This window comes from Streptomyces sp. NPDC043861, assembly GCF_056435905.1.
The window spans coordinates 292,952-318,602 of the sequence record NZ_JBWKDP010000005.1; the positions used below are offsets into that span (position 1 = coordinate 292,952).

Genomic DNA, 25,651 nt, shown 5'->3' on the forward strand with positions numbered 1-25,651 from the left:
GTCACCGGACGGGGTGCCCGGCGTCCCGGAGGGCTTCCTTGACCTGCCCTATCCGCAGATCGCCGAAATGGAAGACCGATGCCGCGAGGACCGCGTCCGCACCCGCCGCGACGGCCGGCGGGAAGTCGGCGAGCTTGCCCGCACCGCCGGAGGCGATGACGGGGACCGTGACGTGCTTCCGCACGGCGGCGATCATCTCGGTGTCGTAGCCGTCCTTGGTGCCGTCCGCGTCCATCGAGTTGAGCAGGATCTCGCCCGCGCCCAGTTCGGCGGCCCGGTGGGCCCACTCGACGGCATCGATGCCGGTGCCGCGGCGGCCGCCGTGCGTGGTGACCTCGAACGTGCCCCCGGGCGTGCGGCGGGCGTCCACCGACAGCACGAGCACCTGGCGGCCGAAGCGCTCGGCGATCTCCTGGATCAGCTCGGGGCGGGCGATGGCCGCCGTGTTGACTCCGACCTTGTCGGCGCCGGCCCTCAGCAGCTTGTCGACGTCGTCCGCCGAGCGGACGCCGCCGCCCACCGTGAGCGGGATGAAGACCTGCTCGGCGGTGCGGCGCACCACGTCGTACGTCGTCTCGCGGTCGCCGGACGATGCCGTGATGTCCAGGAAGGTCAGCTCGTCGGCGCCCTCGGCGTCGTACAGCTTGGCCATCTCGACCGGGTCGCCCGCGTCCCGAAGGTTCTGGAAGTTGACCCCCTTGACCACCCGGCCGTTGTCCACGTCCAGGCAGGGGATGACTCGGACCGCCAGGGTCATGCCGCTCCTCCGAATTCTCCGGCGGGCCGGATCGCCTCGACCTCGACCTCGACGACCAGGCGCGGGTCCACGAGGCCGGAGACGATGAGCATCGATGCGGCGGGCCGCACAGCGCCGAACAGCTCCTTGTGGGCCCGGCCCACCTCGTCCACGTCACGGGCGTGCGTGAGGTACATCCGCGTGCGCACCACGTCCCCGGTGCCGAGGCCGAGCTCCTTCAGCGCGTCGAGAGCGACGTTGAAGGAGTTGACCGCCTGCTCGTAGGGACCGCCGTCGGCGAACACGCCGTCGATCACCGACGTACAGCCGGAGACCAGCACCATGCCGTTCGGCAGCTCGACCGCCCGGGAGTACCCGAAGGCCTCCTCCCAGGGACCGCTGCCGGCGACGCGGCGGACGGCGTCGCTCATCGCGACACCGCCTCGAGCGCCTCTTCGAGGGTGAACGCCTCGGCGTAGAGCGCCTTGCCGACGATCGCGCCCTCCACCCCCTGCGGGACCAGCTCGGCGATCGCGCGCAGGTCGTCCAGCGACGAGACACCGCCGGAGGCGACGACGGGCTTGTCGGTGGCCTCGCAGACATTGCGCAGCAGCTCCAGGTTGGGGCCCTGGAGGGTGCCGTCCTTGGCGATGTCGGTGACGACGTACCGGGCGCAGCCCTCGGAGTCGAGACGGGCCAGCGTCTCGTAGAGGTCGCCGCCGTCACGGGTCCAGCCCCGGCCGCGGAGCGTCGTGCCGCGCACGTCGAGACCGACCGCGATCTTGTCGCCGTGCTCGGCGATGACCTTGGCGACCCACTCGGGGGTCTCCAGGGCGGCAGTGCCCAGGTTGACGCGGGTGCAGCCGGTGGCGAGGGCCGCGGCGAGCGAGGCGTCGTCGCGGATGCCGCCGGACAGCTCGACCTTGATGTCCATGGCCCCGGTCACCTCGGCGACCAGATTCCGGTTGTCGCCGGTCCCGAACGCCGCGTCGAGGTCCACCAGATGCAGCCACTCGGCCCCCGCGCGCTGCCAGGCGAGGGCGGCCTCCAGCGGGGAGCCGTAGGAGGTCTCCGTACCGGACTCTCCGTGGACGAGCCGGACGGCCTGGCCGTCGCGGACGTCCACGGCGGGAAGGAGTTCAAGCTTCTGAGCCATGATCAGAGGGTCTCGATCCAGTTGGTGAGGAGCTGGGCGCCGGCGTCGCCGGACTTCTCGGGGTGGAACTGGGTCGCCCACAGGGCGCCGTTCTCGACGGCCGCGACGAACGGCTCGCCGTGAGTCGCCCAGGTGACCCTGGGGGCGCGCATCGCGGGGTTGGTGATCTCCAGGGACCATTCGTGCACGGCGTACGAGTGCACGAAGTAGAAGCGGGCGTCGGCGTCCAGCCCGGCGAACAGTTCGCTGTCCTCGGGAGCCTTGACGGTGTTCCAGCCCATGTGGGGGACGACCGGTGCCTTGAGCGGCGTGACCGTGCCGGGCCACTCGTCGAGACCGTCCGTCTCGACCCCGTGCTCGATACCGCGCTCGAAGAGGATCTGCATGCCGACGCAAATGCCCATGACCGGCCGGCCGCCGGAGAGCCGGCGGTCGACGATCCAGTGACCGCGCGCCGCCGTCAGCCCCTCCATGCAGGCGGAGAAGGCCCCGACGCCGGGGACGAGGAGTCCATCGGCGTTCATGGCCGTGTCGAAGTCACGGGTGATCTCGACGTCCGCGCCGACGCGGGCAAGGGCCCGCTCGGCCGACCGGACGTTGCCGAAACCGTAGTCGAAGACGACGACCTTCTTGCGCTCGGTCATGACCACACGTCCAGGCGCAGGACGCCCGCGGCGAGACACAGCGCGGCGCCGATGGAGAGCAGCACGATCAGGCCCTTGGGCATCTGCTGCCTGGCGAAGGAGATGATGCCGCCGACCAGGAAGAGCCCGACGACGATCAGCAGGGTGGAGAGTCCCGTCACGGTTACAGCGCACCCTTCGTCGAAGGCAGGATTCCGACGGCGCGCGGGTCGCGCTCGGAGGCGTACCGCAGGGCCCGGGCCAGCGCCTTGAACTGGCACTCCACGATGTGGTGGGCATTGCGGCCGTACGGCACATGGACGTGCAGCGCGATCTGCGCCTGGGCGACGAAGGACTCCAGTATGTGCCGGGTCATCGTCGTGTCGTAGGCGCCGATCATCGGCGCCATGTTCTCCGGCTCGGTGTGCACGAGGTACGGACGGCCGGAGAGGTCCACGGTCACCTGGGCGAGCGACTCGTCCAGGGGCACGGTGCAGTTGCCGAAGCGGTAGATCCCCACCTTGTCGCCGAGGGCCTGCTTGAAGGCGGCGCCCAGCGCGAGGGCGGTGTCCTCGATGGTGTGGTGGGAGTCGATGTGAAGGTCGCCGTCGGTCTTGACGGTGAGGTCGAACAGACCGTGGCGGCCGAGCTGGTCCAGCATGTGGTCGTAGAAGCCGACCCCGGTCGACACATCGACCTTTCCGGTGCCGTCGAGATTGATCTCGACGACGACGGAGGTCTCCTTCGTGGTGCGCTCCACGCGCCCTACGCGGCTCATGCGCTCTGCTCCTTCTTCAACTCACGGACCGCGTCGAGGAACGCGTCGTTCTCTTCGGGGGTGCCGGCAGTGACCCGCAGCCACCCCGGTACGCCGTTGTCACGGACGAGGACACCCCGGTCGAGGATCTTCTGCCACATGTCATGGGAGTCGTCGAAGCGTCCGAACTGGACGAAATTGGCGTCGGACTCGGTCACTTCATAACCGGCCGCGCGCAGCTCGGCGACCAGCCGGTCCCGCTCCTCCTTGAGCTGCTCGACGTACTTCAGCAGCGTATCGGTGTGCTCCAGGGCGGCCAGCGCCGTGGCCTGGGTGACGGCGGAGAGGTGGTACGGCAGCCGTACGAGCTGGACCGCGTCGACCACGGCCCGGTGCGCGGCGAGATAGCCGAGGCGCAGCCCCGCCGCGCCGAAGGCCTTGGACATGGTCCGTGAGACGACCAGATTCGGCCTGCCCTCGATCAGCGGCAGCAGCGAGGGACGGTGGCTGAATTCGACGTACGCCTCGTCGACGACCACCAGCGACGGCCTGGCCTGCTGGGCGGCGTCGTACAGGGCGAGAACCGTTGCGGCGTCGACGGCGGTCCCCGTCGGGTTGTTGGGGGACGTGATGAAGACGACGTCCGGCCTGTGCTGTGCGATGGCCGCCGCGGCCGCCGGTACGTCGATGGTGAAGTCGTCGTTGCGGGGTCCGGAGAGCCAGCCGGTACCGGTGCCTCGGGCGATCAGACCGTGCATCGAGTACGAGGGCTCGAAACCGATGGCCGTACGGCCCGGGCCGCCGAAGGTCTGCAGCAGCTGCTGGATGACCTCGTTGGATCCGTTGGCCGCCCAGACGTTCTCCAGGGCGACCGGGTGCTTCCCGGTGCGCGTGAGATACCTGGCGAGCTCGGTGCGCAGTTCCACCGCGTCGCGGTCCGGGTAGCGGTTGAGGCCGCGGGCGGCCTCCCTGACCCGCTCCGCGATCCGCTCGACCAGCGGCTCGGGCAGCGGGTAGGGGTTCTCGTTGGTGTTGAGCTGCACGGGTACGGCGAGCTGGGGCGCGCCGTAGGGAGACTTGCCCCGCAGCTCGTCCCGGATGGGGAGGTCGTCGATGCCGACGTCGCTCGTGCTCATGTGCTCCGTGCCCACGCGCTCTGTGCTCACTTGCTTCGTGCTCACTTGCTCTCGGGTACCTTCCTCCCCCACTGCGCTTCGCGCGTGGGGATGGCCCCACCGAACCGTGCCTTCAGCGCCGCGCCGTGCGCCGGAAGGTCCTCCGCCTCCGCCAGGGTCACCACGTGGTGGGTGACCTCGGCGAGCGCATCACGCGTGTAGTCCACGATGTGGATGCCGCGCAGGAAGGACTGGACGGAGAGTCCGGAGGAGTGGCATGCGCAGCCGCCGGTGGGCAGCACATGGTTGGAGCCCGCGCAGTAGTCGCCGAGGGAGACCGGGGCCCAGGGGCCGACGAAGATCGCGCCCGCGTTGCGGACCCGGTTCGCGACTGCGGTCGCATCGGCCGTCTGGATCTCCAGGTGCTCGGCACCGTAGGCGTCGACGACGCGCAGGCCCTCCGCGATGCCGTCGACGAGGACGATCGCGGACTGCTTGCCGGACAGCGCGGGCACGATCCGGTCCTCGACGTGCTTGGTCGCCGCGATCTGCGGTTCCAGCTCCCGCTCGACGGCGTCCGCGAGCTCGGGCGAGTCGGTGACGAGGACGGCCGCTGCCAGCGGGTCGTGCTCGGCCTGGCTGATCAGATCGGCCGCCACGTGGACCGGGTCGGCGGTGGCGTCGGCGAGCACCGCGATCTCGGTCGGTCCGGCCTCGGTGTCGATGCCGATGCGGCCGGTGAAGTAGCGCTTAGCGGCGGCTACCCAGATGTTGCCGGGGCCGGTCACCATGTCGGCCGGCGCGCACCCGTCGGGTCCCGAGGTGCCGTACGCGAACATGGCGACGGCCTGGGCGCCCCCGGCGGCGTACACCTCGTCGACGCCGAGCAGTGCACAGGCGGCGAGGATCGTCGGGTGCGGCAGCCCGCCGAACTCCTTCTGCGGCGGCGACGCGAGCGTGATGGACTCGACGCCCGCCTCCTGCGCCGGAACCGCGTTCATGATCACGGAGGACGGGTAGACGGAACGTCCGCCCGGCGCGTACAGACCCACACGCCCGACCGGCACCCACTTCTCGGTCACCGTGCCGCCGGGAACGACCTGGGTCGTGTGCGTGTCGCGGCGCTGCTCGCGGTGAACGATCCTGGCGCGCCGGATCGACTCCTCCAGGGCCGCCCTGACCGCGGGGTCGAGCTGCTCCAGCGCCTCGGCGAGAGCCTTGGCGGGCACCCGGACCCGCTCCAGCCGCACACCGTCGAACCGCTCCGCGTAGTCGACCAGCGCCGCCGTGCCCCGATGATGCACGTCCTCGCAGATCGGCCGCACCTTCTCCAGGGCGGCCGCCACGTCGAACTCGGCACGGGGCAGCAGGTCGCGCAGGGCGCCGCCGTCCGGGAGGGCGTCGCCGCGCAGGTCGATTCGAGAGATCACGGGTCAATTCTCGCAGACGGACGTCAGGGACCGGTCGCGCGTATCACTGGCTGATACGCGTCTGCCCCCTCTCTGCCACCACCCCTTCATCGAGCGCTTTGCGCCATCCCGCGTGTCACAGAAGTCGTTCATGACCACTAGCGTTCAGTCCGTTACTCAGAGGGAAGAACGGCTGTACGAAACCGGGGAAGCCACCGGGGAAGCGAGGGGGCGGCCTTGACCGAGCCGCAGGGCATCGACATGCCCGACGATCTCACCACGGCCGAAAGGGCCGTGTGGACCTCGTTCGAGAACGGGAGGACCTGCGACCTGCGTGACAGCAGTCCGCTGCTGAACGATCCCTTCTCCGGCCGGCTCTGGGGCCCTGAACGCAGCGTACGCGCCGATGTCATCGCGATGCTGCTGCTCAGCGGCCCGCCCGCGCAGCCCGGCCGGGTGTGCGCGCTCAAGCTGCGCGGCGCGTTCATCACGGGGCGGCTGAAGCTCGCCGGCGGGACGATCGGGCCCTATGTCGAGCTCACGGGCTGCCGCTTCGAGCACGAGCTGGAGTTTCCCGAGGCGAGGTTCACGACCCTGCGCATGGTCGGCTGCGCGATACCCAGGCTGGAGGGCGCCCGGCTGCACACCGAAGGTGATCTCCACATGCCGCGTTGCCGCATCGAGCGGGGGATGCGGCTCACGGACGCCCAGATAGGAACGGATCTGCTGATCAACCAGGTCCAGGTGTGGCCGGACCGCCGGGGCAGGGCGATCGCCGCCGACGGCCTGTCCGTCGGCCAGGACCTGCAGGCCGAGCTGATCGAGACCTATGGAGAGGTCAGTCTGCGGGGCGCCAAGGTGGGCGTGTCACTGAGCCTGCGCGGCAGCCGGCTGAGGGCCGGGGAGGGGCGGCGGGCGCTGAACGCCCCGCAGCTGACGGTGGAGCGGACGCTGTACATGACCCGGGCATGGGTGAATGTCACGGGCGACCCGGGGACCACGCCACCGTTCGGCATATCCGGAGCCGAGGGCGGCCGCACACCCGGCCAGCGTGAGCAGCGCTTCGAGTGCCACGGCGGTGTGCGGCTGGACGACGGGCGCTTCGGTGACGCGGTCGACTTCTACAAGGCCCGCTTCGTGCTGTGCTCCGCCCGGCGCGAGGAGCTGTCGCTGCGCAGGATCGTCACCCCCGAGCTGCGCTTCAACGGGGAGCGGCCGGAGGAGGGACGGGTCGTGCTGAACGGCGCGAAGGTGGTCACCCTGATCGACCTGTCGACGAGCTGGCCGGGGCCGGGCGGGCTCGCGATGGGCGGCTTCGCCTACGAGAACCTCGTCCCCTACAGCCGCTTCCCCCTCGCGCGGCGGCTGGAGTGGGTGGCCGCGGCCACCCCCGAGTACGCACCGGAGCCGTACGAACGGCTCGCCACGGTGCTGCGCAACAGTGGCGAGGACGCGGAAGCGCGCGAGGTGCTGCTCGCCAAGCAGAGGCGCCGCCGCGAGACGCTGCCCCTGGCGGCGAAGCTGTGGGGCTTTCTGCAGGACTGGACGGTGGCGTACGGCTACCGCCCCGGACGGGCCGCGCTCTGGATGGCGGTGCTCTGGGCCGCCGGCGCGGTGGCCTTCTCCAGTCACGATCCCGCGGCCATCAAGCCCGACGAGCACCCGCAGTGGAACGCCGCCCTCTTCGCCCTGGACCTGCTGCTGCCCGTGATCAACCTGGGCCAGGACGGCTACTGGCGGCTGGAGGGCCACTGGCAGTGGGTCGCGGCAGCGCTGGTCCTGCTGGGCTGGATCCTCGCGACGACGGTGGCGGCAGGGGCTTCGAGGCTGCTCAGGCGGGGATGACGGCCGCCCGGGGGAACGGGCCCGGGCCGACCGCGCGGAGACGGGACGGGACGGCCGCGCGGGACGGACCGCGGCCGGGCTCCGCCACCCGAACGCACGGGGACCGGCCCCCCGGGCCCACGCATGGTCGCCGGCACCCGGCACCCGTCCCTGGCCGTGCAGGTACGCGCCAGGTCCGGGCCGGTGCCCGTCCGGGACCGCAGGCGCACAGCCCTGCCCCTCCCGTACCCCCGAGGTCGGCGCACGTACGGCGGCGACGCGCCCGCCGAGAGCGCAGGCCGCAGCCAACGCCTCGGCTGCGGCCGGCGACGGTGCCCGGGTCGACGGGTCGAGACTGCAGGCCCCTGGCGGTCCTGCCGAGAGCGGTCCGCGCGGGTGGCGCGCCCGCCGAACCCGCGCCGAACACGCCGCAACTGGCGCCGGGTTGCGCTCTTCACGCGCCCGCGCACTCCCGCTCCTTTGCGCTTTCTTGACCGATGACAGGACAACCATTCCACCTGCTACCAAAACTTCACAGATGCCCCCTGGCGCTACCCCTACCTGCAGCTTTCAATGGTCCGCACCATGTCTCTGCTCCGTGCCCTGATCAGCACCGCCCGCATGGTCCGACACACCCCGCGGCTCGCCGAAGGGCTGCCCCCGGACGATGCGGTGCTGCTCGACGCGCCCGACGCGCGACTCGGCCCCGCGCTCGTCGCCGCGGCGCTCGGCGACCACGAGCCGGCCGCCGCACTGCTCGCCACCACACGCGACGCGGCCGAATGGGAGAACCGCGACCGCTATGTGACACGGCTCGCGGCGTTCGCGTACAACCGGGGGGACTGGCTGGCCGACTGGCTCGCCATTGCGCCCCGCGACCCGGACGCCCTGCTGGTGAAGGCCGAACTCGCGGTGCGCAGGGCCTGGGAGTCGCCTGCCGGTGCCGAGCGGCTCCGCGAGGTCGGGCCACTGATCGACGCCGCCGCGGAGGCCGGTCCCCGCGATCCGGTGCCCTGGCGACTCGCGCTCGACCACGCTCGCGGCACGCATGTGACGCACACGGAGTTCGAGGCGTTGTGGGAGCAGGCCGTGCGCCGCTCCTCACACCACTACGGCTGTCATGTCGCGGCGCTCCAGTACCTCTCCGCCGTCTGGTACGGCTCGCACCGCGAGTGCTTCGACTTCGCCGAGCGCGCGGCGGAGGACGCGCTGCCCGGCTCGCTGGTGCAGGCCCTCCCCGTGCGTGCCGCGTTCGCGCTGCTGCTCAGCGGCGAACCGAGCGCCGTACTGGCCGACCGGATGGACGCCGCGGCCGATCTGGCGATCGCGCTGTCTGGTGAGTACGCAGCGGGCGACCCCTGGCCTGCAGAGGTGCGCAATCTCCTGGTGTACGTACTCATCGCCCGTCGGCGGTGGACGGAGGCACTGGACCAGTTCCGGCTCATCGGACCGTACGCGGCCTCGTTCCCCTGGAACTGCCTGACGGACGATCCGCTCGGCCGGTTTCTGGAGGCACGGGACGGCGTACGGATCGAGGTGGCGTCGGCAACACCGATCAGGCAGTCGCAGGCCGGTTCGCACGGCCGGCCGGGGCCGCTCGGTCCGATCCGTAGACGGGCAGGGCGGAGCCCGTCCGGCGGCCATTACGCTTGACCGCTGTGACCACCGCTCGCCTGCCCCTCTTTCCGCTCAACGCGGTACTTTTCCCGGGCCTCGTCCTGCCGCTGAACGTCTTCGAGGAGCGATATCGCGCCATGATGCGCGAGTTGCTGAAGACCGACGAGTCCGAACCCCGCCGGTTCGCCGTGGTCGCCATCCGCGACGGCCGCGAGGTGGCGCCGACAGCGCCCGGGATGCCGGACCAGACCGCGCTGCCGGAGAAGGGCCCGGCCGCGGGCTTCGGCCCGGACGTCATCCAGGCATTCCACAGGGTGGGGTGCATCGCGGACGCGGCGACGATCCGCGAGCGTGAGGACGGCAGTTTCGAGGTGCTGGCCACCGGCACAACCCGGGTCAAACTCCTCTCCGTCGATGCAGGCGGGCCCTTTCTGACCGCCGAACTCGAGGAGATCCCCGAGGAGTCGGGGGACGAGGCGGGGACACTCGCGGAAGGTGTGCTGCGGGCGTTCCGGACCTATCAGAAGCGGCTGGCAGGTGCACGGGAGCGCTCGCTGTCGACCGGGGCCGAGCTGCCGGACGAGCCGTCGGTCGTGTCGTACCTGGTGGCCGCCGCAGCGGTGCTGGACACCCCGGCGAAGCAGCGGCTTCTCCAGGCGCCGGACACCGCGACGCGGCTGCGCGAGGAGCTGAAGCTGCTGCGCTCCGAGACCGCGGTCATACGTCATCTTCCGTCGCTGCCGGCGGTCGACCTCACACGCTCGCCGACGAGCCCCAACTGATCCGGGCACGGCGGGGGACGAACGACCGACGAGCACGAACACACGAACGAGCACGAACCGGCCCGGACGAAGACCGGCGACGAGGGACGACGAGGAACGAGGACTGTGGCGAAGAAGCCCAGGAAGCAGGGCGGGACGCCGGCGACGGTGGCACTGACGGCTGCGGGTACGGAATTCACCGTCCACGCCTATGAGCACGACCCGGGCTCGCCCTCGTACGGCGAGGAGGCCGCGGAGGCCCTCGGCGTGTCCCCCGAGCGGGTCTTCAAGACCCTCGTGGCCGATGTGGACGGCGAGCTCACCGTCGCCGTCGTCCCGGTCGCCGGGCAACTGGACCTGAAGGCCCTGGCCACCGCGGTCGGCGGCAAGCGCGCGGCCATGGCCGACCCTGCGGCGGCGGAGCGGACCACGGGCTACGTCCGGGGCGGCATCTCGCCCCTGGGCCAGCGCAAACGCCTCCGCACGGTCCTCGACTCCTCGGCCTGCACCCACCCGACCATTTGCGTCTCGGCCGGCCGCCGCGGCCTGGAGGTGGAGCTCTCGCCCTCCGATCTGGCGGCCCTGACGGGCGCGGTACTGGCTCCGATCGGCCGGGTCTAGCCCTCGACGGCGGGCGCTTCCTTCGATACGACCGAAGGACCGAGGACGAGTCGAGCCCAGGGGGCCAGATGTCCAAACGCACCCGCAAGCGGAAGTGGCGAATCCGGAAGCATCGCGCGAATCACGGCCGCCGGCCCGCGTAACGGCGAGGAGCGTTTGGGGCGCCCTCTGGCGTCTGCGGCGCACCCTCTCCCCGTCCCTGCGGCCCGTGGGTCCGCGGACCGGGGCGGGATCATGCCGTCCCGGTCAGCGCTGGTCCTCGCCCCCGAGCGGGGACGGCCAGTCCGGCTCCGGGTCGCGGGGAGCGAAGAGGGCGGTCAGCGCCAGGTGGACCACCATGGCGGCGACCGGCCAGGCCAGCAGAGCCGCACGGGAGCGGAGCTGCAGCGGTGCGTCGAAGGTGACGCCCTGCCCCACGGCACGCGCATGGGCGACGACATCGTGCTCAGGGCCGAACCAGTAGCCGATCCCCCATGCCAGCAGCGAGGCCAGCAGCCCGCCGAGCGCGAGTGCGAGGACGAGCGCGATCCCGCCGCGCCGGTTGATCAGGAAGACCAGCAACGCGCTCAGCGCTCCGAAGCCGAGCGCCAGCAGCACGAACGTACCGTCCGCGCCCGCCGCCGCCTCACCCTCGTTCTCAGCGACGAACACCGCCTTGTCCGTGGCGATCAGCCCCACTCGCGGCGCCAGCCAGAGCCACAGCAGGCCGAGCGCCACACCCGCGAGCACCAGGGCCGGCAGGACGAACGCGGCCTGTCGCAGCTCCCTCTTCATGTCCTGCCCTTCTCCGTCCTCGAGATGGAGCGGGTACGGCGGGTTCCAGGGCGCATCGTGCGACGAAGGCTGGTGGGGCGGCGTCAGAGGTGCGGTCACCAGGACATCGTGCCAAACGTCCCTGTGGCGCGCCTCACCGGACCGCGGCCCGCCGGTACGCCCAGGTCGCAACGCACAGTGACGCCACACCCACGACCGCACAGACCGCGAGATCCAGCGCCACGGCGGACCACTGCGGCCGTACGTCGAAGGTGCGCGCCAGGGCCTCGACCCCGTACGTCGACGGAAGCAGGTCACGCGCATACGCGACCGGCTCCGGCAGCCGTCCGGCCGGCAGCACTCCCAGCAGCAGCGCGGCGGACATACCCAGCTGACCCAGCAGCGTCGCGAGTTCCTGGCGCGGCGCCAGCAGCCCCAGCGCCGCACCCAGCCCCGCGAGCGCTGCACCCGCGAGCGGGATCACCGCTGCCAGCACCCACAGATGTGTCAGCGGCAGCCCGAAGAGCACCGAGCCGATGACCGCGGTCAGGGCCGTGCCGGGCACGGTGAAGGAGGCGTACGCCCCCGCCGCGCCGAGCACCACCGCCGCGGGCGGAACCGGCAGCGTGGCGTAGTGGTCGAGGCCGCCACCTGCCCTGAGCTGTCCGAAGTACTGGGCGAGCAGATTGAGCGCGACGAACGCCACTACCAGGACGGACGACCCGGCGACAACGGCCCGCGCCTCCGCCCCGCCGTCGACGACACCCCGCATCAGCACCATGATCCCGACGGACTGGAAGGTGGCGACGAACAGCAGCGGGATCCTGGCCACCCGCGCCCGGGACAACTGGGCGCGGTACACCGCCACGAGCGCGGGCAGCAGTCTGGCACGCGGTGCGAGCGGTGCGGCAGCACCGCCGGACCCGGTACGGGCGGGGGCCTCGGTCCCCGGCACGTTCGCGGACACGGCCTCCGCGGGCACAATGCTCACCTGGCGCTGCTCCTGTTCCGTACGTACGGCCTTACTGTGCCACGTTCCGCCCCGCGCACTCCGCACGGCCGCTGCACACGGTCGCGGAGCAGCACCTCGCCCCGGCCGCCGGTGTGCGGCAGCCGGCGTGGGGAGAACCCGTCCACCGCTCGTGGCGAGGTGACGCGGCCGCACGAGCCCACCACGGTCCTCCGGCGCCGGCCGGCGACCGGCAGGTGCACCCGGGACACGCCGTCCGTCACGCCTTCACCAGGCCCTTCGCCGCGTGACCGCCCAGTGCCAGATACACGTCCTCCAGGCTGGGCGTGGCCAGAGTGAAGTCGTCCAGCGCCGCGAACGCCTCGCCGCCGGTCACTGCGGCGACGGCGGCCCGCGCCTCGTCGGGGGCGAGCCGCAGCACCCAACGGCGGCCGGACTCCTGGGCTGAGCCCTGCAGCGCGGCGACCTCCGGAACGTCCAGTGGCGCCCGCTCGCGCCACACCAGCTCGACGCGCACCTCGCCTGCCACACGCTCCTTGAGTCCCGAGGGCGTGTCGCAGGCGATGACCCTGCCGCGTTCCAGCACGGCGACACGGTCGAGCACGGTCTCGGCCTCGATGACATTGTGGGTGACCAGCAGAACGGTCGCCCCGCGCTCCGCCCGACGCCGGTCGACCGCGGCCCAGACCGCACGCCGCGCGACCGGGTCCATGCCGGTGGTGGGCTCGTCCAGCACGAGGACGGGACGCTCACCGACGAGCGTGGCTGCGAAACAGGCCAGCCGGCGCTGCCCGCCCGACAGTTTCTTCAGGGGCCGTCCTGCCAGCTGGGTCAGCCCGAGCTCGTCGAGCACGGTGTCCCGTTCGGCCCGCGCCTCGCGTGCCCCGAGTCCACGGAGCCGCCCCGTTGTCTCCGCGGCCAGCGCGACGGTCAGCTCGTCCAGTGCTGTGGACTCCTGGCCCAGGTAGCCGATCAGCCTGGCCGCGCGCTCGGGGTGGCGCACCAGGTCGTGGCCGAGCACATCGACCGATCCGGAGTCGGGGCGCATCAGCCCGGTGAGCTGGCGGACGAGGGTCGACTTGCCCGCACCGTTGGGGCCGAGCAGTCCGAAGATCTCACCGGCGCGCACGACCAGCGAGATTCCGTCGTTGGCCCGTACCTCGGGGGTCGCGGGAGTGCCCCGCCGGGCGCGCGCGGCGGGATACGTCTTGACCAGATTCCGCACCACGCACACCGTACTCACGAGGGACGAGCCTACGGGGTGTCCGGGGCTACTCCCCCGCGGGGGCGTGTTCCGCAGCTGCCCGGACATCGATCTCACGCCAGAATCCCGCCCTGATCGCATAGCGGTCGTGCTCGTCGATCTGGTCGTCCTTGTGGGCGAGAAGCCCGAAACGGGCCGCGTACCGAAGGAGTTCACCGTCGATGCGATGCGGGATGCGGGGGTACATCGTGGACAGCTTCTGCACGTGCGCGGGGTCCGGCAGTCGTTCCATCCAGCGCCGGGCGAAGACCTGTCCGACCTCGTAGGGATCGCCGCCGACCGTGGTGATGTCCTCCTCGCGGTCGGCCCAGCGCTGCTCGGCGCTGGTGAGCTGGGCGAGGGTCGGCAGGGACGCGGTTTCCGGGGGCTCGCCGAGGGCGCCGCCGCCAGGGCGCTCGATCCAGCCCTTGTCGGAGGACCAGCGCAGGGTGGCTCCGGCCGGGCTCCGGTCCGCCGCTGTGGCCGGGCCGCGCAGGCCCGCGAGGTCCTTGGGAGTGGGGACGCCCTTGACGCCGCTGCCCGCGGTCCCAGCCTGGGCGGCCGCCGCGTCCTCGGCCGTGGCCGGCGTCCCGTTCCGTACCTCCGCCGCCTGGGCACCGGCTCCTTGGGGCCGCTCCGCCGACGCGGCGAGCGCGGACTCGGGCAACGGGGCGGACAGGATCGCCGCGATCTCGGGCCGGGGAGCGGGCGGCGGAGCGCAGACACCACCGAGGTCCTTGGCCCGTACGGCCTGGGTGATCCAGGCCCGGTCGAGGACGCGGCGCTCGTCGGCCTCCGCCACCAGGTCCTCCGACTGGTTGTAGTCGCCGTCGGCGGCCTGCACGGCCCAGAGGTGGACGGCGACCCCGTGTTCCTTGGCGGACATCAGGCCGGGCAGCAGATCGCCGTCGCCTGTCACCAGCACCACGTCCGAGCAGGCGCGATTCCTGGCCAGTTCGGTGAGCTCGGCGTGCATCGCGGCGTCCACGCCCTTCTGAGCCCAACGGCCGTCGCTGCGGGTCAGTGCGCCGAGCCGGACGGTGACCCGCGACATGACCCGCAGCCTGCGGTGTTCGGGCTGGGGTACGCGGTCGGGGGCTCCGTCGAACCAGTAGATGCGCAGAAGTGGGCGTTCCGTGTCGGCCTCGGCACGCTCGCGCAGGGCCTGGATGAGGGCGGCATGGTCGACGGTGATGCGTGAGCGGGCCGGTTCCCCGGCGAGGAGACTCGCGGCGGCGCCCAGAAGATAGCCGGCATCCACCAGGACGACGCAGCGGTCCACGGCGTTCCACCCTCTTTCCGGAACCTCGGGAACGGAAGTTGCTTCGGGTTTCCTTCGAGTCTGCCGGAACGCCGGAAGGTTGACGTCCGGAACTCGATCATCGGCGTGGCGGATCGTGAAGCCGCACGGTAACAGCAGCCCGTTACTCACCGCAATGATCCGAAATGCGTCGCTTGAACCGCTATGTGAGTCTGATTGCGGCCCTGGCCCCTACATCCCACAGGAGGCACCACCATGGCCAAGAACAAGAACCGAGAACGCAAGCCGCAGCCGGGCTCGACCGCCGAGCGCAGCGCCCAGGAGGCCCGGACCTCGTCGATGGAGGCGCAGTCGGAGCGGCGCGACACCCAGATCCCGTCGTCCGGCATGGCCCACAAGGGCCGACAGAAGCGCTTCGGCCACAACTGAGGCGAGACGGCGCGACGCATCGCGTCGACGCATGTGTGAGGGGCGCACCCGTCATTGACGGGTGCGCCCCTCAGATGCGCTGCGGACCTCGGCCGGCGGCTTCTGCCGGGAACTCACGGCCCGGCCGTACGTCCCGGTCGGTTCAGCCCGCCAGGCAGGACGGGCCGAGCAGCACCTTCAGATCGCCGAAGAGCGCGGGGTCGGGCTGGACCCGGTGCCGGTCGAGACGGAGAACGGTGGTCTTGCGGGCGCCCTGGAGCTTGATCCGCACCTCGGTGTTGCCCTTGTGGTGGCCCAGGATCTCGCCGAGCCGGGTGACCATCGGCGGGGTGACCTTGACCGTGGGGATGGTGATCACCACCGGGGCGTTGGTGCCCGCCGACGAGAGGTCGGGGACCATCAGCTCCATCGCGACCAGCCGCGGCACGTCCTCACGCTTGTCGAGCCGTCCCTTGACGAAGACGACGGTGTCCTCGACGAGCTGGGTGGACACCAGCTGATACGTCGCCGGGAAGAACATGCACTCGATGGAGCCTGCGAGGTCCTCCACCGTGGCGATCGCCCAGGCGTTGCCCTGCTTGGTCATCTTCCGCTGCAGTCCGGAGATGATGCCGCCGATGGTGACGACCGCCCCGTCCGCGTGCTCGCCTCCGGTGAGCTGGGAGATCGCCGCATCGGTCTTGTCGGTGAGCACGTGCTCGATGCCGAAGAGCGGGTGGTCCGACACATAGAGGCCGAGCATCTCTCGCTCCTGCGCGAGCAGGTACGACTTCTCCCACTCGATGTCCGAGAACTCGACGTCGAGCCCGAAGCCGGGCTCGTTGCTGTCCTCGTCGCCCATGCCGCCGAAGAGGTCGAACTGTCCCTCGGCCTCCTTGCGCTTGACCGCCACCACGTTGTCGATCATGGGCTCGTGCTGGGCGACCAGGCCCTTGCGGGTGTGGCCCATCTCGTCGAAGGCTCCGGCCTTGATGAGCGACTCGATGGTCCGCTTGTTGCAGACGACCGCCTCGACCTTGTCGAGGAAGTCCGGGAAGGACGAGTACTTCCCCTTCGACTTGCGGCACTTGATGATCGACTCGACCACGTTCTGTCCGACGTTGCGGACGGCGGTCAGGCCGAACAGGATCACGTCGTCGCCCTGTGCCGCGAAGTTGGACTCGGACTCGTTCACATTGGGCGGGAGGACCTTGATGCCCATGCGGCGGCACTCGTTCAGATAGACGGCCGACTTGTCCTTGTCGTCCTTGACCGAGGTGAGCAGCGCCGCCATGTACTCGGCGGGGTGGTTGGCCTTGAGGTACGCCGTCCAGTAGGAGACCAGGCCGTACGCGGCGGAGTGCGCCTTGTTGAAGGCGTAGCCGGCGAAGGGGACCAGCACGTCCCACAGGGCCTGGATGGCCTCGTCGCTGTAGTCCTTCTTGCGCGCGCCTTCCTGGAAGAGGACGAAGTTCTTGGCGAGCTCCTCGGGCTTCTTCTTGCCCATCACACGGCGGAGGATGTCGGCCTCGCCGAGCGAGTAGCCGGCAATGATCTGCGCGGCCTTCTGCACCTGCTCCTGGTAGACGATCAGGCCGTAGGTGACCGCGAGGACCTCTTCGAGCGGCTTCTCCAGCTCGGGGTGGATCGGGGTGATCTCCTGCTGGCCGTTCTTGCGCAGGGCGTAGTTCGTGTGGGAGTTCATGCCCATCGGGCCCGGCCGGTACAGGGCGGACACGGCGGAGATGTCTTCGAAGTTGTCGGGCTTCATCAGCCGCAGCAGCGAGCGCATGGGCCCGCCGTCGAACTGGAAGACGCCGAGGGTGTCTCCGCGCTGGAGCAGTTCGAAGGTGGTGGGGTCGTCGAGCGGCAGGCCCAGGAGATCGATGTCGATCCCCTTGTTGGCCTTCACCATCTTGACGGCGTCGTCCATGATCGTGAGGTTGCGCAGGCCGAGGAAGTCCATCTTCAGCAGGCCGAGCGACTCACAGCTCGGGTAGTCCCACTGCGTGATGGTCACGCCGTCGGTGTGCCGGACCCAGACCGGGACGTGGTCGGTGATGGTCTCGCTGGACATGATCACGCCTGCGGCGTGGACGCCCATCTGCCGCACCAGGCCCTCGACGCCGCGTGCGGTGTCGATGACCTTCTTCACGTCCGGCTCGTTCTCGTACATCCCGCGGATCTCGCCGGCCTCGCTGTAGCGCGGGTGCTGGGGATCGAGGATGCCGGAGAGCGGGATGCCCTTGCCGAGGACGTCGGCGGGCATCGCCTTGGTGAGCCGGTCGCCCATCGCGTACGGGTAGCCCAGCACGCGCGCGGAGTCCTTGATGGCGTTCTTGGCCTTGATCGTGCCGTACGTGCCGATCATGGCGACCTTGTCGGCGCCGTATTTCTCGGTCACGTACCTGATCACCTCGACGCGCCTGCGCTCGTCGAAGTCGATGTCGACGTCGGGCATCGAGATGCGCTCGGGATTGAGGAAGCGCTCGAAGATCAGTCCGTGCGGGATGGGGTCGAGGTCGGTGATGCCGAGCGCGTACGCCACGATCGAGCCGGCCGCGGAGCCACGGCCGGGGCCCACGGCGATGCCCTGCTTCTTGGCCCACATGATGAAGTCGGCGACGACGAGGAAGTAGCCCGGGAAGCCCATCGAGATGATGGTGTCCATCTCGTACTCGACCTGCTTCTGGCGGTCCTCGGGAATGCCTCCGGGGAAGCGCCGCTCCATGCCGCGCAGGGTCTCCTCGCGGAACCACGTGACCTCTGTGTACCCCTCGGGGATGTCGAACTTCGGCATGAGGTTCCGGGCCTCGAACATCCCGGAGGTGTCGACCTGCTCGGCGACCAGCAGAGTGTTGCGGCAGCCCTCCTGCCAGGCGTCGGACGAGTCGATCGCGTACATCTCGTCGGTCGACTTCAGGTAGTAGCCGGTGCCGTCGAACCTGAAGCGGTCGGGGTCCGAGAGGTTCTTGCCGGTCTGGATGCACAGCAGCGCGTCGTGCGCACCGGCCTCGTGCGCGTAGGTGTAGTGCGAGTCATTGGTGACCAGCGGCGGGATGCCGAGCTTCTTGCCGATCTCGAGGAGCCCGTCCCGGACCCGGCGCTCGATCTCGATGCCGTGGTCCATCAGCTCCAGGAAGTAGCGGTCCTTGCCGAAGATGTCCTGGTACTCGGCGGCGGACTTGAGGGCTTCGTCGAACTGGCCGAGACGCAGCCGGGTCTGCAGCTCACCGGAGGGGCAGCCGGTGGAGGCGATCAGACCCTCGGACCACTGGGAGATGGTCTCCTTGTCCATGCGGGGCCACTTCTGCAGCCAGCCCTCGGCATAGGCGTCCGAGGACAGCCGGAAGAGGTTGTGCAGGCCGGTCGCGTTCGCCGCCCAGATGGTCTTGTGGGTGTAACCACCGGAACCGGAGACGTCGTCCCGCTTCTGGTGCGGCTGGCCCCACTGGATCTTCCGCTTGTTCCGCCGGGACTCCGGAGCGACGTACGCCTCGATGCCGATGATCGGGGTCACTCCGGCTTTTTTCGCGGAGTGGAAGAAGTCGTAGGCGCCGTGGAGGTTGCCGTGGTCGCTCATGGCGATGTGCGTCATGCCCATCTCATTGCAGGCATTGAACATGTCCTTGAGCCGCGCCGCACCGTCCAGCAGTGAGTACTGGGTGTGGACGTGAAGGTGCGTGAAGGGCGGCTTGGTCACGGCGGAAGGCCTCCGGAGAACGAGTAGGCACGGTGTTTACCCGGGGGACACCCCCGGTCCCCTCGCTGCGGGCAGTCCGGGGGACAGCCTGGAAGTCTACGGCTCCCCGCTGACAAACGCCGGGCACTCAGGACTACCGTCGGGCGTTGAGCGGAACGGAACCCCGTCCCATTTGTCATGTACCAGGAGGCACCCAGCGATGTCGGTCCACCAGCCCTCGGCGGGCGAGCGCGGCGAGCAGATCCTCGCCGTCTTCGACACTGCCTTCGGCGAACTCCTGGCCGCCGACCCGGCCGCGTTCCGGGTCAAGTTCCGCAAGATGGCGGCGTCCGCCTTCGCCTTCTACCGGGGCACGGCGAGCCTCTTCTACGCCGACCTGGAGCGGGAGCAGAACAGCGGCCCGTACCTGGACGAGCGCACGAGCCGGGTGTGGATCCACGGCGACCTCCACGCCGAGAACTTCGGCACGTACATGGACGCGAACGGCCGGCTGATCTTCAATGTCAACGACTTCGACGAGGCCTACGTCGGCCCCTTCACCTGGGACGTCAAGCGGCTGTCCGCCTCGCTGGCGCTGATCGGCTACACCAAGGCGCTCAGCGACGGGCAGATCGGCGAACTCGTGCAGATCTACGCCGCGGCCTACCGCGAGCGCATCCACTCGCTGGCCACCGGGGCCAAGAACGACGAGGTGCCGCCCTTCACCCTGGACACGGCCGAGGGTCCGCTGCTCGAGGCCCTGCGCAGCGCGCGTGCCCTGACCCGGTTCGGCCTGCTGGACTCGATGACGGAGATCAGGGACCACGAGCGGCGCTTCTCCGAGGGCGGCGGCTCGATCGAGCTCGACGCCGCGACGCGGTACAAGGTGCTGGCGGCCTTCGACGGCTATCTGGAGACGCTGCCCGAGTCGAGCCTCACGCGCCCGGACTCGTACCGGGTGAAGGACGTCGTCGGACGGCGCGGCATCGGCATCGGGTCGGCCGGCCTGCCCTCCTACAACATCCTGCTGGAGGGCAACAGCGACGCCCTCGAGAACGATGTGGTGATCTACATGAAGCAGGCGCAGACTCCTGCGGTGTCCCGGCACATCACCGACGAGCGGGTCCGCGGCTACTTCCAGCACGAGGGTCACCGCACGGTGATCTCACAGCGCGCGCTCCAGGACCACGCCGACCCGTGGCTCGGCTGGACCGAACTGGACGGAGCCGGGCAGCTGGTCGCCGAGGTCTCGCCGTACGCGGTGGACCTGGACTGGTCGGACATCGACGACCCGGCCGAGATCGCGGCGACCGTCGCCGACCTCGGCCGCGCGACGGCCACGATGCACTCCGCGGCCGACGACGAGAGCGGTCACTCGCTGGTGCCGTTCTCCACGGAGCGGGCCATCGACGCGGCGATCGCCGCGGACGAGGACGGCTTCGGCGACCTGCTCGTGGACTTCGCGCACAGCTATGGTGCGCGGGCCCGCGCCGATCATCAGATCTTCGTCGACCTCTTCCGCAACGGGAGGATCCCGGGGCTGCGGTGACACCGCGCGGCAATCAGTCGGCCGTCCGGCCCGACAGGCCGGTCGCTTAGCGGATGCTTACAGCGACCCATGGCAGACTCGTCGGACGATGGATGTATCAGGGACGCGGCTCAGAGGGCTGCGGGCAGCGATCTTCACCGCACTTGTGGTGACGTTGTCCGTGGCCTCCCATGTGCTGCTCACCCAGGTGCCGCTGCCGCTGATGCTCGTCGGCGCGGTCGCCGCCGGGGTGTTCCTGATCGCCTATGCACTCGCCGGCCGCGAACGTGGTTACGGCCCGATCGCCGCGGTACTCGTCCCGCTCGAACTGGCCGCCGACACCGTTTTCACCACCGGCCAGCACGTCTGTTACGGCGCCGCGGGCGGACCCGTCGCAGGGTCCCTGCGCTCGGTCGGTGTGGATGTGCTCTGCGGTGGTGGCGCCGCCGCCCCACCGGGTCCTGCCGTGGCCGACGGCCGGCTGGCTGCCCTGCTCGACTCCCCCGATCCGTCCGTGCCCTGGCTGCTGCTGGCCGCGCACGTCTCGGTCGGGCTGTTCGCCGCCGCCTGGCTGCGGCACGGCGAATCTGCACTCGCGGGACTGCTTCGAGCCGTGGCCACGTCCGCCTTCCGGCCGCTGCTGATCGCGGTCGCGGCCGCAGGAGCGGCCGCCGGCCGCGTGCGCCTGGCGGCCCCGTCCGCCGGCCGGCCGCACTCCGGCCGGACCCGGCTTCTCGTGCACTCCGTGGGACGGAGGGGACCGCCGGTCCAGGCTCTCGCCCTTGCCTGAGAACGCAGTCCCCACCACACCCGACCCCACCCACCGGAGAACGATCATGAGTGCACGCAACAGCCAGGCCAACAAGGCGGCCGCCCGCGAGCGGCTGCGCGCGGAGCGCGAGCGCCAGGCCAAGAAGGACAAGGTCAGGCGGCAGCTCGTCGTCGCCGCCTCGACCGTGGCCGTGCTCGCCGCAGCGGGCGGCGCCGGCTTCCTCATCATGCAGGCCAACAAGCCCACCGCCTGGGAGGCGGCCAAGAGCGCGAAGGTCGTCGAGCCCAAGAACACCGAGGGCGAGAACGGGACGACCGTCGTCATCGGCAAGCCTGCCGCGAAGAAGACCCTGGAGCTGTACGAGGACCCCCGCTGCCCTGTCTGCGCGACCTTCGAGCAGTCCGTCGGCGAGACGCTCAAGAAGGACGTCGACGCCGGCAAGTACAGGATGAAGTACATCGGCGCCAGCTTCATCGACAAGAGCGACAACGGCGAGGGCTCCAAGAACGCGCTCTCCGCCCTGGGCGCGGCCCTCGACGTGAGCCCCGAGGCCTTCATGGAGTACAAGGCGGCTCTCTACTCCGCGAAGTTCCATCCGGACGAGCGCGACGACAAGTTCGCCAAGGACGACTACCTCATCGAGGTGGCGGACTCGGTGCCGGCGCTGAAGGGCAACGCGGCCTTCCAGAAGGCGGTCGAGGACGGCACGTACGACGCCTGGGCGCTGAAGATGTCCGACACGTTCAGCTCCAGCGGTGTCCAGGGCACTCCGACGCTGAAGATGGACGGCAAGAAGGTCACCGCCGAGGGCAGCGACAACGCGCCGATGACGGCGGAGCAGTACAAGGCCGCTCTCGAAAAGGCCCTCAAGGGGTAACACCGCACGGCGTTTGACGAACGGGCAGGCGAACTTTCCTGAATTCGCCTGCCCGTTGGTCCTACCGGTCAGTACGCTGATCGGCCGTGACCAGACTCCCCACAACTCCAAGCCGCCGCTCGGTCGTCAAGGCCGCAGCCGTCACGGCCGTCGCCACCACCGCAGTCGCCGCGCCCGCGCTCGCGGCCGCCTCCTCCGCCAACGCCGCCGAGGCCCAGGACACGGCGGCCTTCCTCCACGGTGTCGCCTCGGGCGACCCGCTCTCCGACGGCGTACTGCTGTGGACCCGGGTGACGCCCTCCCCGGACGCGGTGCCCGGTTCCGGCAAGGGCCCTGACACCGAGGTGAGTTGGGAGGTCGCCGAGGACCGGAACTTCGCCAGGGTCGTCGCCGCCGGCCGGACCACTGCCACCGCAGCCACCGACCACACCGTCAAGGTCGATGTGCGGGGCCTGCGCCAGGCCACCGTCCACTACTTCCGTTTCACCGCCGGCGCCACCGTCTCCCCCGTGGGGCGCACCCGCACCGCCCCTGCCGCGGACTCCACCGCGCCGGGTGTCCGCTTCGGTGTGGTCTCCTGCGCCAACTGGGAGTCGGGCTACTTCTCCGCGTACCGGCATCTGGCCGACCGCGCCGACCTGGACGCGATCCTCCATCTCGGCGACTACATCTACGAGTACGCGACCGGCGGGTACCCGGAGGAGAAGTACGTCGTACGGCAGCACGAGCCCCGGCACGAAATCCTCAGCCTCGCCGACTACCGTGCCCGGCACGGCAAGTACAAGACCGACGCCGATCTTCAGTCGCTGCACGCCGTACACCCGCTCATCGCCATCTGGGACGACCACGAGATAGCCAACGACGCCTGGTCCGGCGGCGCCGAGAACCACACCCCCGGCACGGAGGGCGACTACGCCGCCCGCGCCGCGGCCGCCAAGCAGGCGTACTTCGAGTGGATGCCCGTGCGCGCCTCCACGGAGGGCACGGTCTACCGCCGGCTGCGCTTCGGCAAGCTGGCCGATCTGCACCTGCTCGACCTGCGTTCGTTCCGCTCGCAGCAGGCGTCCGTGGGCAGTGGCAAGGTCGACGACCCGGATCGCAGCATCACCGGCCGTGCCCAGCTCGACTGGCTGAAGTCGGGCCTGGCGGCGTCGGACGCGACCTGGAAGCTCGTCGGAACCTCCGTGATGATCTCACCGGTCGCCTTCGGCTCGCTGCCCGCCCATCTGCTGGGCCCGATCGCCGAGTTGCTCGGTCTGCCGAAGGAGGGCCTTGCGATCAACGCGGACCAGTGGGACGGCTACACGGACGACCGCAAGGAGTTGCTGAAGCATCTGACGGACCGGGGCATCAGGAACACCGTCTTCCTCACGGGTGACATCCACATGGCATGGGCCAATGACGTACCGGTGAAGGCGGCGACGTACCCGCTGTCGCAGTCGGCGGCGACCGAGTTCGTGGTGACCTCGGTGACCTCGGACAACCTGGACGACATCCTGCACGTCGCACCGGGGACGCTCTCACTGGTGGCGGCGACCGCGATCAAGGCCGCCAACCGCCATGTGAAGTGGGTCGACATGGACCACCACGGGTACGGCGTCCTCGATGTGACCGCCGAGCGCTCGCAGATGGACTACTACACGGTGTCCGACAAGGCGAAGCCCGATGCGACAGCCGCCTGGACCCGCTCGTACCGAACGCTCGCCGGAACGCAGAAGGTCGAAAGGGTGAACCAGCCGGTGCGCTGAGCAGGCGGGTTCCGGTTCCTCTAACCTGGCGCCATGAATGCGCCGGGGGACGTGGTCGACGGGCGGTTCGAGCTGATCGAGCGGCTCGGCAGCGGAGGCATGGGCACGGTGTGGCGCGCCCGCGACACCGTGCTCCACCGCGAAGTCGCCCTGAAAGCGGTCAGATCCGACGCGAGCGCGTCCGGTGCCGTGCGCGAGCGCGTGCTGCGCGAGGCGCGGGCGCTCGCCCGGATCAGCCACCCCCATGTGGTGACGGTCCATCACATCGTCGACGACGGGCCCCATCCATGGATCGTGATGGAGCTGGTGCCGGGCGTCTCGCTCCAGGAGCGGCTCGCCCAGGGCCCGATGACTCCCCTGGAGGCCGCGCGCATCGGCCGCCAGGTGCTCTCCGCGCTGAACGCCGCCCATGAAGCGGGTATTCAGCACCGCGACGTCAAACCCGCCAATGTCCTGCTGCGGACCGACGGCACTGCCGTACTCACCGACTTCGGGATCGCTGCACTCCAGGGCTCGTCCTCGCTGACCGCCACCGGCGAGCTGGTCGGCTCCGCCGAGTACATCGCCCCGGAACGGGTGCGCGGCCACGACAACGACCGTCCGGCCTCCGACCTGTGGTCGCTGGGGCTGGTGCTGTACGTGTGCGTGGAAGGCGTCAGTCCGCTGCGCCGGGGGACGACCCTGGCCACGCTGGCCGCGGTGCTCGACGACCCGGTGCCGCCCCCGGCCCGCTCCGGGCCGCTCACGCCGGTGCTGCAGGCACTGCTCGTACGCGATCCCGAGGCGCGGCCGGACGCCCCACGGCTCGATGCCATGCTGGCGCAGGTGGAGGCGGGCGGAACGCCGTACTGGGCGCAGCCGACGATGACCACGGCGGTGCCGCCGGTACCCACACAGCTGGACAGCCCTCGCCCGACGGTTCCCGAGCCCCCGCAGCAGCCGACCCGCTCGCCCGACCCGCAGCACGACCGGCAGCACAGCCGGACGCCGGTCGTCGTCGCCGTGATCGCCGTGGCCGTCGCGATCACGGCCGCGACCGCGCTCGCCCTCGCACTGCGCGACCCCGGGACCCGGACGGAGGGCGCGAAGGGCTCGGACGCACGGTCCGGCAGCGCGGCAGCGGCCACGCCCGCGTCGGGCGCGACGCCGTCCTCGCCGGTGCCTGCATCGAGCCCGAGTCCCAGCCCCACTCCCCCACCCGCCGGATCCCCGTCGGCACCGGCCGGGGCGAGCAGCGAGCCGCCCCCGGCCTCCGGCCGGTGGATCGCCCAGCTCCACTCGGAGCCCGTCGGCTCCGGCGCCGCCGCACGTGACCTCCGCCTCGCCGAGGTGCGGAAGAGCGTGCCCGAGGCCCTGTTCGTGCGCAGCGACGACTACCCTTCGCTGCGCCCGGGCTTCTGGGTGATCTACGCACCCGGCCCGTTCCCGGGCGGAAGAGCCGCACTCGACTTCTGCGCCTCGCGCGGCAGGACCACGGCGAACACCTGCCTGGGCCGCTATCTGAGCACGGACGCCGCGGACTTCGGACTGCAGTGCCGCCCGCCGGCGAACAACCCTTCGGGCCGCTGCACCACCCGCCCCTAGGACGTCTCCGCAACGCGTGGTCCGCGCGAAGGGCAGGGCCTTCGACGTCCGGGGCCGGGGCGGGACTCCACGGATCCGGCCTGGGGTCTTTCGTTTGGATCGGCCTGGATCGGCGAGCGTGCGTGCCGGGGCACGCGAGCCCGGCAAGATCCGAACGAGAGGCCCTGGGGTCTTTCGTTCGGATCAGGCTGGGTCAGTGAGCGGGG

23 protein-coding genes are annotated in these 25,651 nt (G+C 70.5%); 10 read left to right on the forward strand and 13 right to left on the reverse strand.

Annotated features, from left to right (window positions below; translation table 11 throughout):
• Position 1: 1 nt before the first annotated feature.
• The 8 genes from hisF to hisD are packed head-to-tail and all read right to left on the reverse strand — an operon-like array spanning position 2 to position 5,817.
• Entirely contained in the window at positions 2–757 is a 756-nt protein-coding gene (hisF, locus tag AC068D_RS14860; RefSeq protein ID WP_478823407.1) for an imidazole glycerol phosphate synthase subunit HisF, read from the reverse strand.
• A complete protein-coding gene (locus AC068D_RS14865; RefSeq protein WP_478823408.1) occupies positions 754–1,167 on the reverse strand; it encodes a RidA family protein in 414 nt (137 codons plus the stop codon). Before AC068D_RS14865 ends, hisF begins: the two co-directional genes overlap by 4 nt.
• On the reverse strand, positions 1,164–1,892 hold the full coding sequence (gene priA / locus AC068D_RS14870) for a bifunctional 1-(5-phosphoribosyl)-5-((5-phosphoribosylamino)methylideneamino)imidazole-4-carboxamide isomerase/phosphoribosylanthranilate isomerase PriA (protein WP_478823409.1): 729 nt from the start codon (positions 1,890–1,892) through the stop codon (positions 1,164–1,166). The genes AC068D_RS14865 and priA overlap by 4 nt, the downstream gene beginning before the upstream one ends.
• 2 nt (positions 1,893–1,894) lie before the next feature.
• Entirely contained in the window at positions 1,895–2,536 is a 642-nt protein-coding gene (gene hisH / locus AC068D_RS14875; protein ID WP_478823410.1) for an imidazole glycerol phosphate synthase subunit HisH, read from the reverse strand.
• Entirely contained in the window at positions 2,533–2,697 is a 165-nt protein-coding gene (locus tag AC068D_RS14880; RefSeq protein ID WP_478823411.1) for a hypothetical protein, read from the reverse strand. Before AC068D_RS14880 ends, hisH begins: the two co-directional genes overlap by 4 nt.
• A 2-nt stretch (positions 2,698–2,699) precedes the next feature.
• The gene (gene hisB, locus AC068D_RS14885) at positions 2,700–3,293 is read right to left on the reverse strand and encodes an imidazoleglycerol-phosphate dehydratase HisB (RefSeq protein WP_478823412.1); all 594 of its coding nucleotides are present in this window, start codon (positions 3,291–3,293) and stop codon (positions 2,700–2,702) included.
• Positions 3,290–4,408, reverse strand: a complete 1,119-nt coding sequence (locus tag AC068D_RS14890) for a histidinol-phosphate transaminase (protein ID WP_478823413.1) — start codon at positions 4,406–4,408, stop codon at positions 3,290–3,292. The genes hisB and AC068D_RS14890 overlap by 4 nt, the downstream gene beginning before the upstream one ends.
• Positions 4,409–4,449: 41 nt before the next feature.
• Entirely contained in the window at positions 4,450–5,817 is a 1,368-nt protein-coding gene (gene hisD / locus AC068D_RS14895) for a histidinol dehydrogenase (protein ID WP_478823414.1), read from the reverse strand.
• Between the two features lie 216 nt (positions 5,818–6,033).
• Between hisD and AC068D_RS14900 the strand changes: the two genes are divergently transcribed.
• From AC068D_RS14900 to ybaK, 4 genes are all read left to right on the forward strand, one after another.
• The gene (locus tag AC068D_RS14900; RefSeq protein WP_478823415.1) at positions 6,034–7,641 is read left to right on the forward strand and encodes an oxidoreductase; all 1,608 of its coding nucleotides are present in this window, start codon (positions 6,034–6,036) and stop codon (positions 7,639–7,641) included.
• A 552-nt stretch (positions 7,642–8,193) separates the two neighbouring features.
• On the forward strand, positions 8,194–9,273 hold the full coding sequence (locus AC068D_RS14905) for a hypothetical protein (protein ID WP_478823416.1): 1,080 nt from the start codon (positions 8,194–8,196) through the stop codon (positions 9,271–9,273).
• Between the two features lie 5 nt (positions 9,274–9,278).
• Positions 9,279–10,019 carry an LON peptidase substrate-binding domain-containing protein gene (locus tag AC068D_RS14910; protein ID WP_478823417.1) on the forward strand — a complete coding sequence of 247 codons (741 nt, stop codon included), beginning with the start codon at positions 9,279–9,281 and terminating at the stop codon, positions 10,017–10,019.
• Between the two features lie 105 nt (positions 10,020–10,124).
• Positions 10,125–10,619: a Cys-tRNA(Pro) deacylase gene (ybaK, locus tag AC068D_RS14915; RefSeq protein ID WP_478823418.1), complete on the forward strand. Its 495-nt coding sequence runs from the start codon at positions 10,125–10,127 to the stop codon at positions 10,617–10,619.
• Positions 10,620–10,865: 246 nt separating this feature from the next.
• Here the strand turns inward: ybaK and AC068D_RS14920 are convergent, their stop codons facing one another.
• The 4 genes from AC068D_RS14920 to AC068D_RS14935 all read right to left on the reverse strand — a co-directional run bounded on the left by AC068D_RS14920 (position 10,866) and on the right by AC068D_RS14935 (position 14,867).
• Entirely contained in the window at positions 10,866–11,492 is a 627-nt protein-coding gene (locus tag AC068D_RS14920; RefSeq protein ID WP_478823419.1) for a DUF2567 domain-containing protein, read from the reverse strand.
• A gap of 34 nt (positions 11,493–11,526) precedes the next feature.
• A complete protein-coding gene (locus tag AC068D_RS14925; protein ID WP_478823420.1) occupies positions 11,527–12,363 on the reverse strand; it encodes an ABC transporter permease in 837 nt (278 codons plus the stop codon).
• A gap of 238 nt (positions 12,364–12,601) precedes the next feature.
• Positions 12,602–13,576, reverse strand: coding sequence for an ABC transporter ATP-binding protein (locus tag AC068D_RS14930; RefSeq protein ID WP_478823593.1), 975 nt, complete (start codon positions 13,574–13,576; stop codon positions 12,602–12,604).
• Positions 13,577–13,613: 37 nt separating this feature from the next.
• A complete protein-coding gene (locus AC068D_RS14935) occupies positions 13,614–14,867 on the reverse strand; it encodes an NYN domain-containing protein (protein WP_478823421.1) in 1,254 nt (417 codons plus the stop codon).
• Between the two features lie 234 nt (positions 14,868–15,101).
• Between AC068D_RS14935 and AC068D_RS14940 the strand changes: the two genes are divergently transcribed.
• Positions 15,102–15,275: a hypothetical protein gene (locus tag AC068D_RS14940; RefSeq protein WP_478823422.1), complete on the forward strand. Its 174-nt coding sequence runs from the start codon at positions 15,102–15,104 to the stop codon at positions 15,273–15,275.
• A gap of 142 nt (positions 15,276–15,417) precedes the next feature.
• Here AC068D_RS14940 and dnaE read toward each other — a convergent pair whose 3' ends face one another.
• The gene (gene dnaE / locus AC068D_RS14945) at positions 15,418–18,957 is read right to left on the reverse strand and encodes a DNA polymerase III subunit alpha (RefSeq protein ID WP_478823423.1); all 3,540 of its coding nucleotides are present in this window, start codon (positions 18,955–18,957) and stop codon (positions 15,418–15,420) included.
• A gap of 199 nt (positions 18,958–19,156) precedes the next feature.
• Between dnaE and AC068D_RS14950 the strand changes: the two genes are divergently transcribed.
• From AC068D_RS14950 to AC068D_RS14970, 5 genes are all read left to right on the forward strand, one after another.
• Complete coding sequence (locus AC068D_RS14950; protein WP_478823424.1) at positions 19,157–20,485, forward strand: DUF2252 domain-containing protein; 1,329 nt, start codon at positions 19,157–19,159, stop codon at positions 20,483–20,485.
• An 88-nt stretch (positions 20,486–20,573) separates the two neighbouring features.
• Complete coding sequence (locus tag AC068D_RS14955) at positions 20,574–21,254, forward strand: hypothetical protein (protein ID WP_478823425.1); 681 nt, start codon at positions 20,574–20,576, stop codon at positions 21,252–21,254.
• A gap of 46 nt (positions 21,255–21,300) precedes the next feature.
• Positions 21,301–22,113 carry a DsbA family protein gene (locus AC068D_RS14960; RefSeq protein WP_478823426.1) on the forward strand — a complete coding sequence of 271 codons (813 nt, stop codon included), beginning with the start codon at positions 21,301–21,303 and terminating at the stop codon, positions 22,111–22,113.
• A gap of 86 nt (positions 22,114–22,199) precedes the next feature.
• A complete protein-coding gene (locus AC068D_RS14965) occupies positions 22,200–23,861 on the forward strand; it encodes an alkaline phosphatase D family protein (protein WP_478823427.1) in 1,662 nt (553 codons plus the stop codon).
• A gap of 33 nt (positions 23,862–23,894) precedes the next feature.
• Entirely contained in the window at positions 23,895–25,445 is a 1,551-nt protein-coding gene (locus tag AC068D_RS14970; RefSeq protein WP_478823428.1) for a serine/threonine-protein kinase, read from the forward strand.
• Positions 25,446–25,651: the final 206 nt, after the last annotated feature.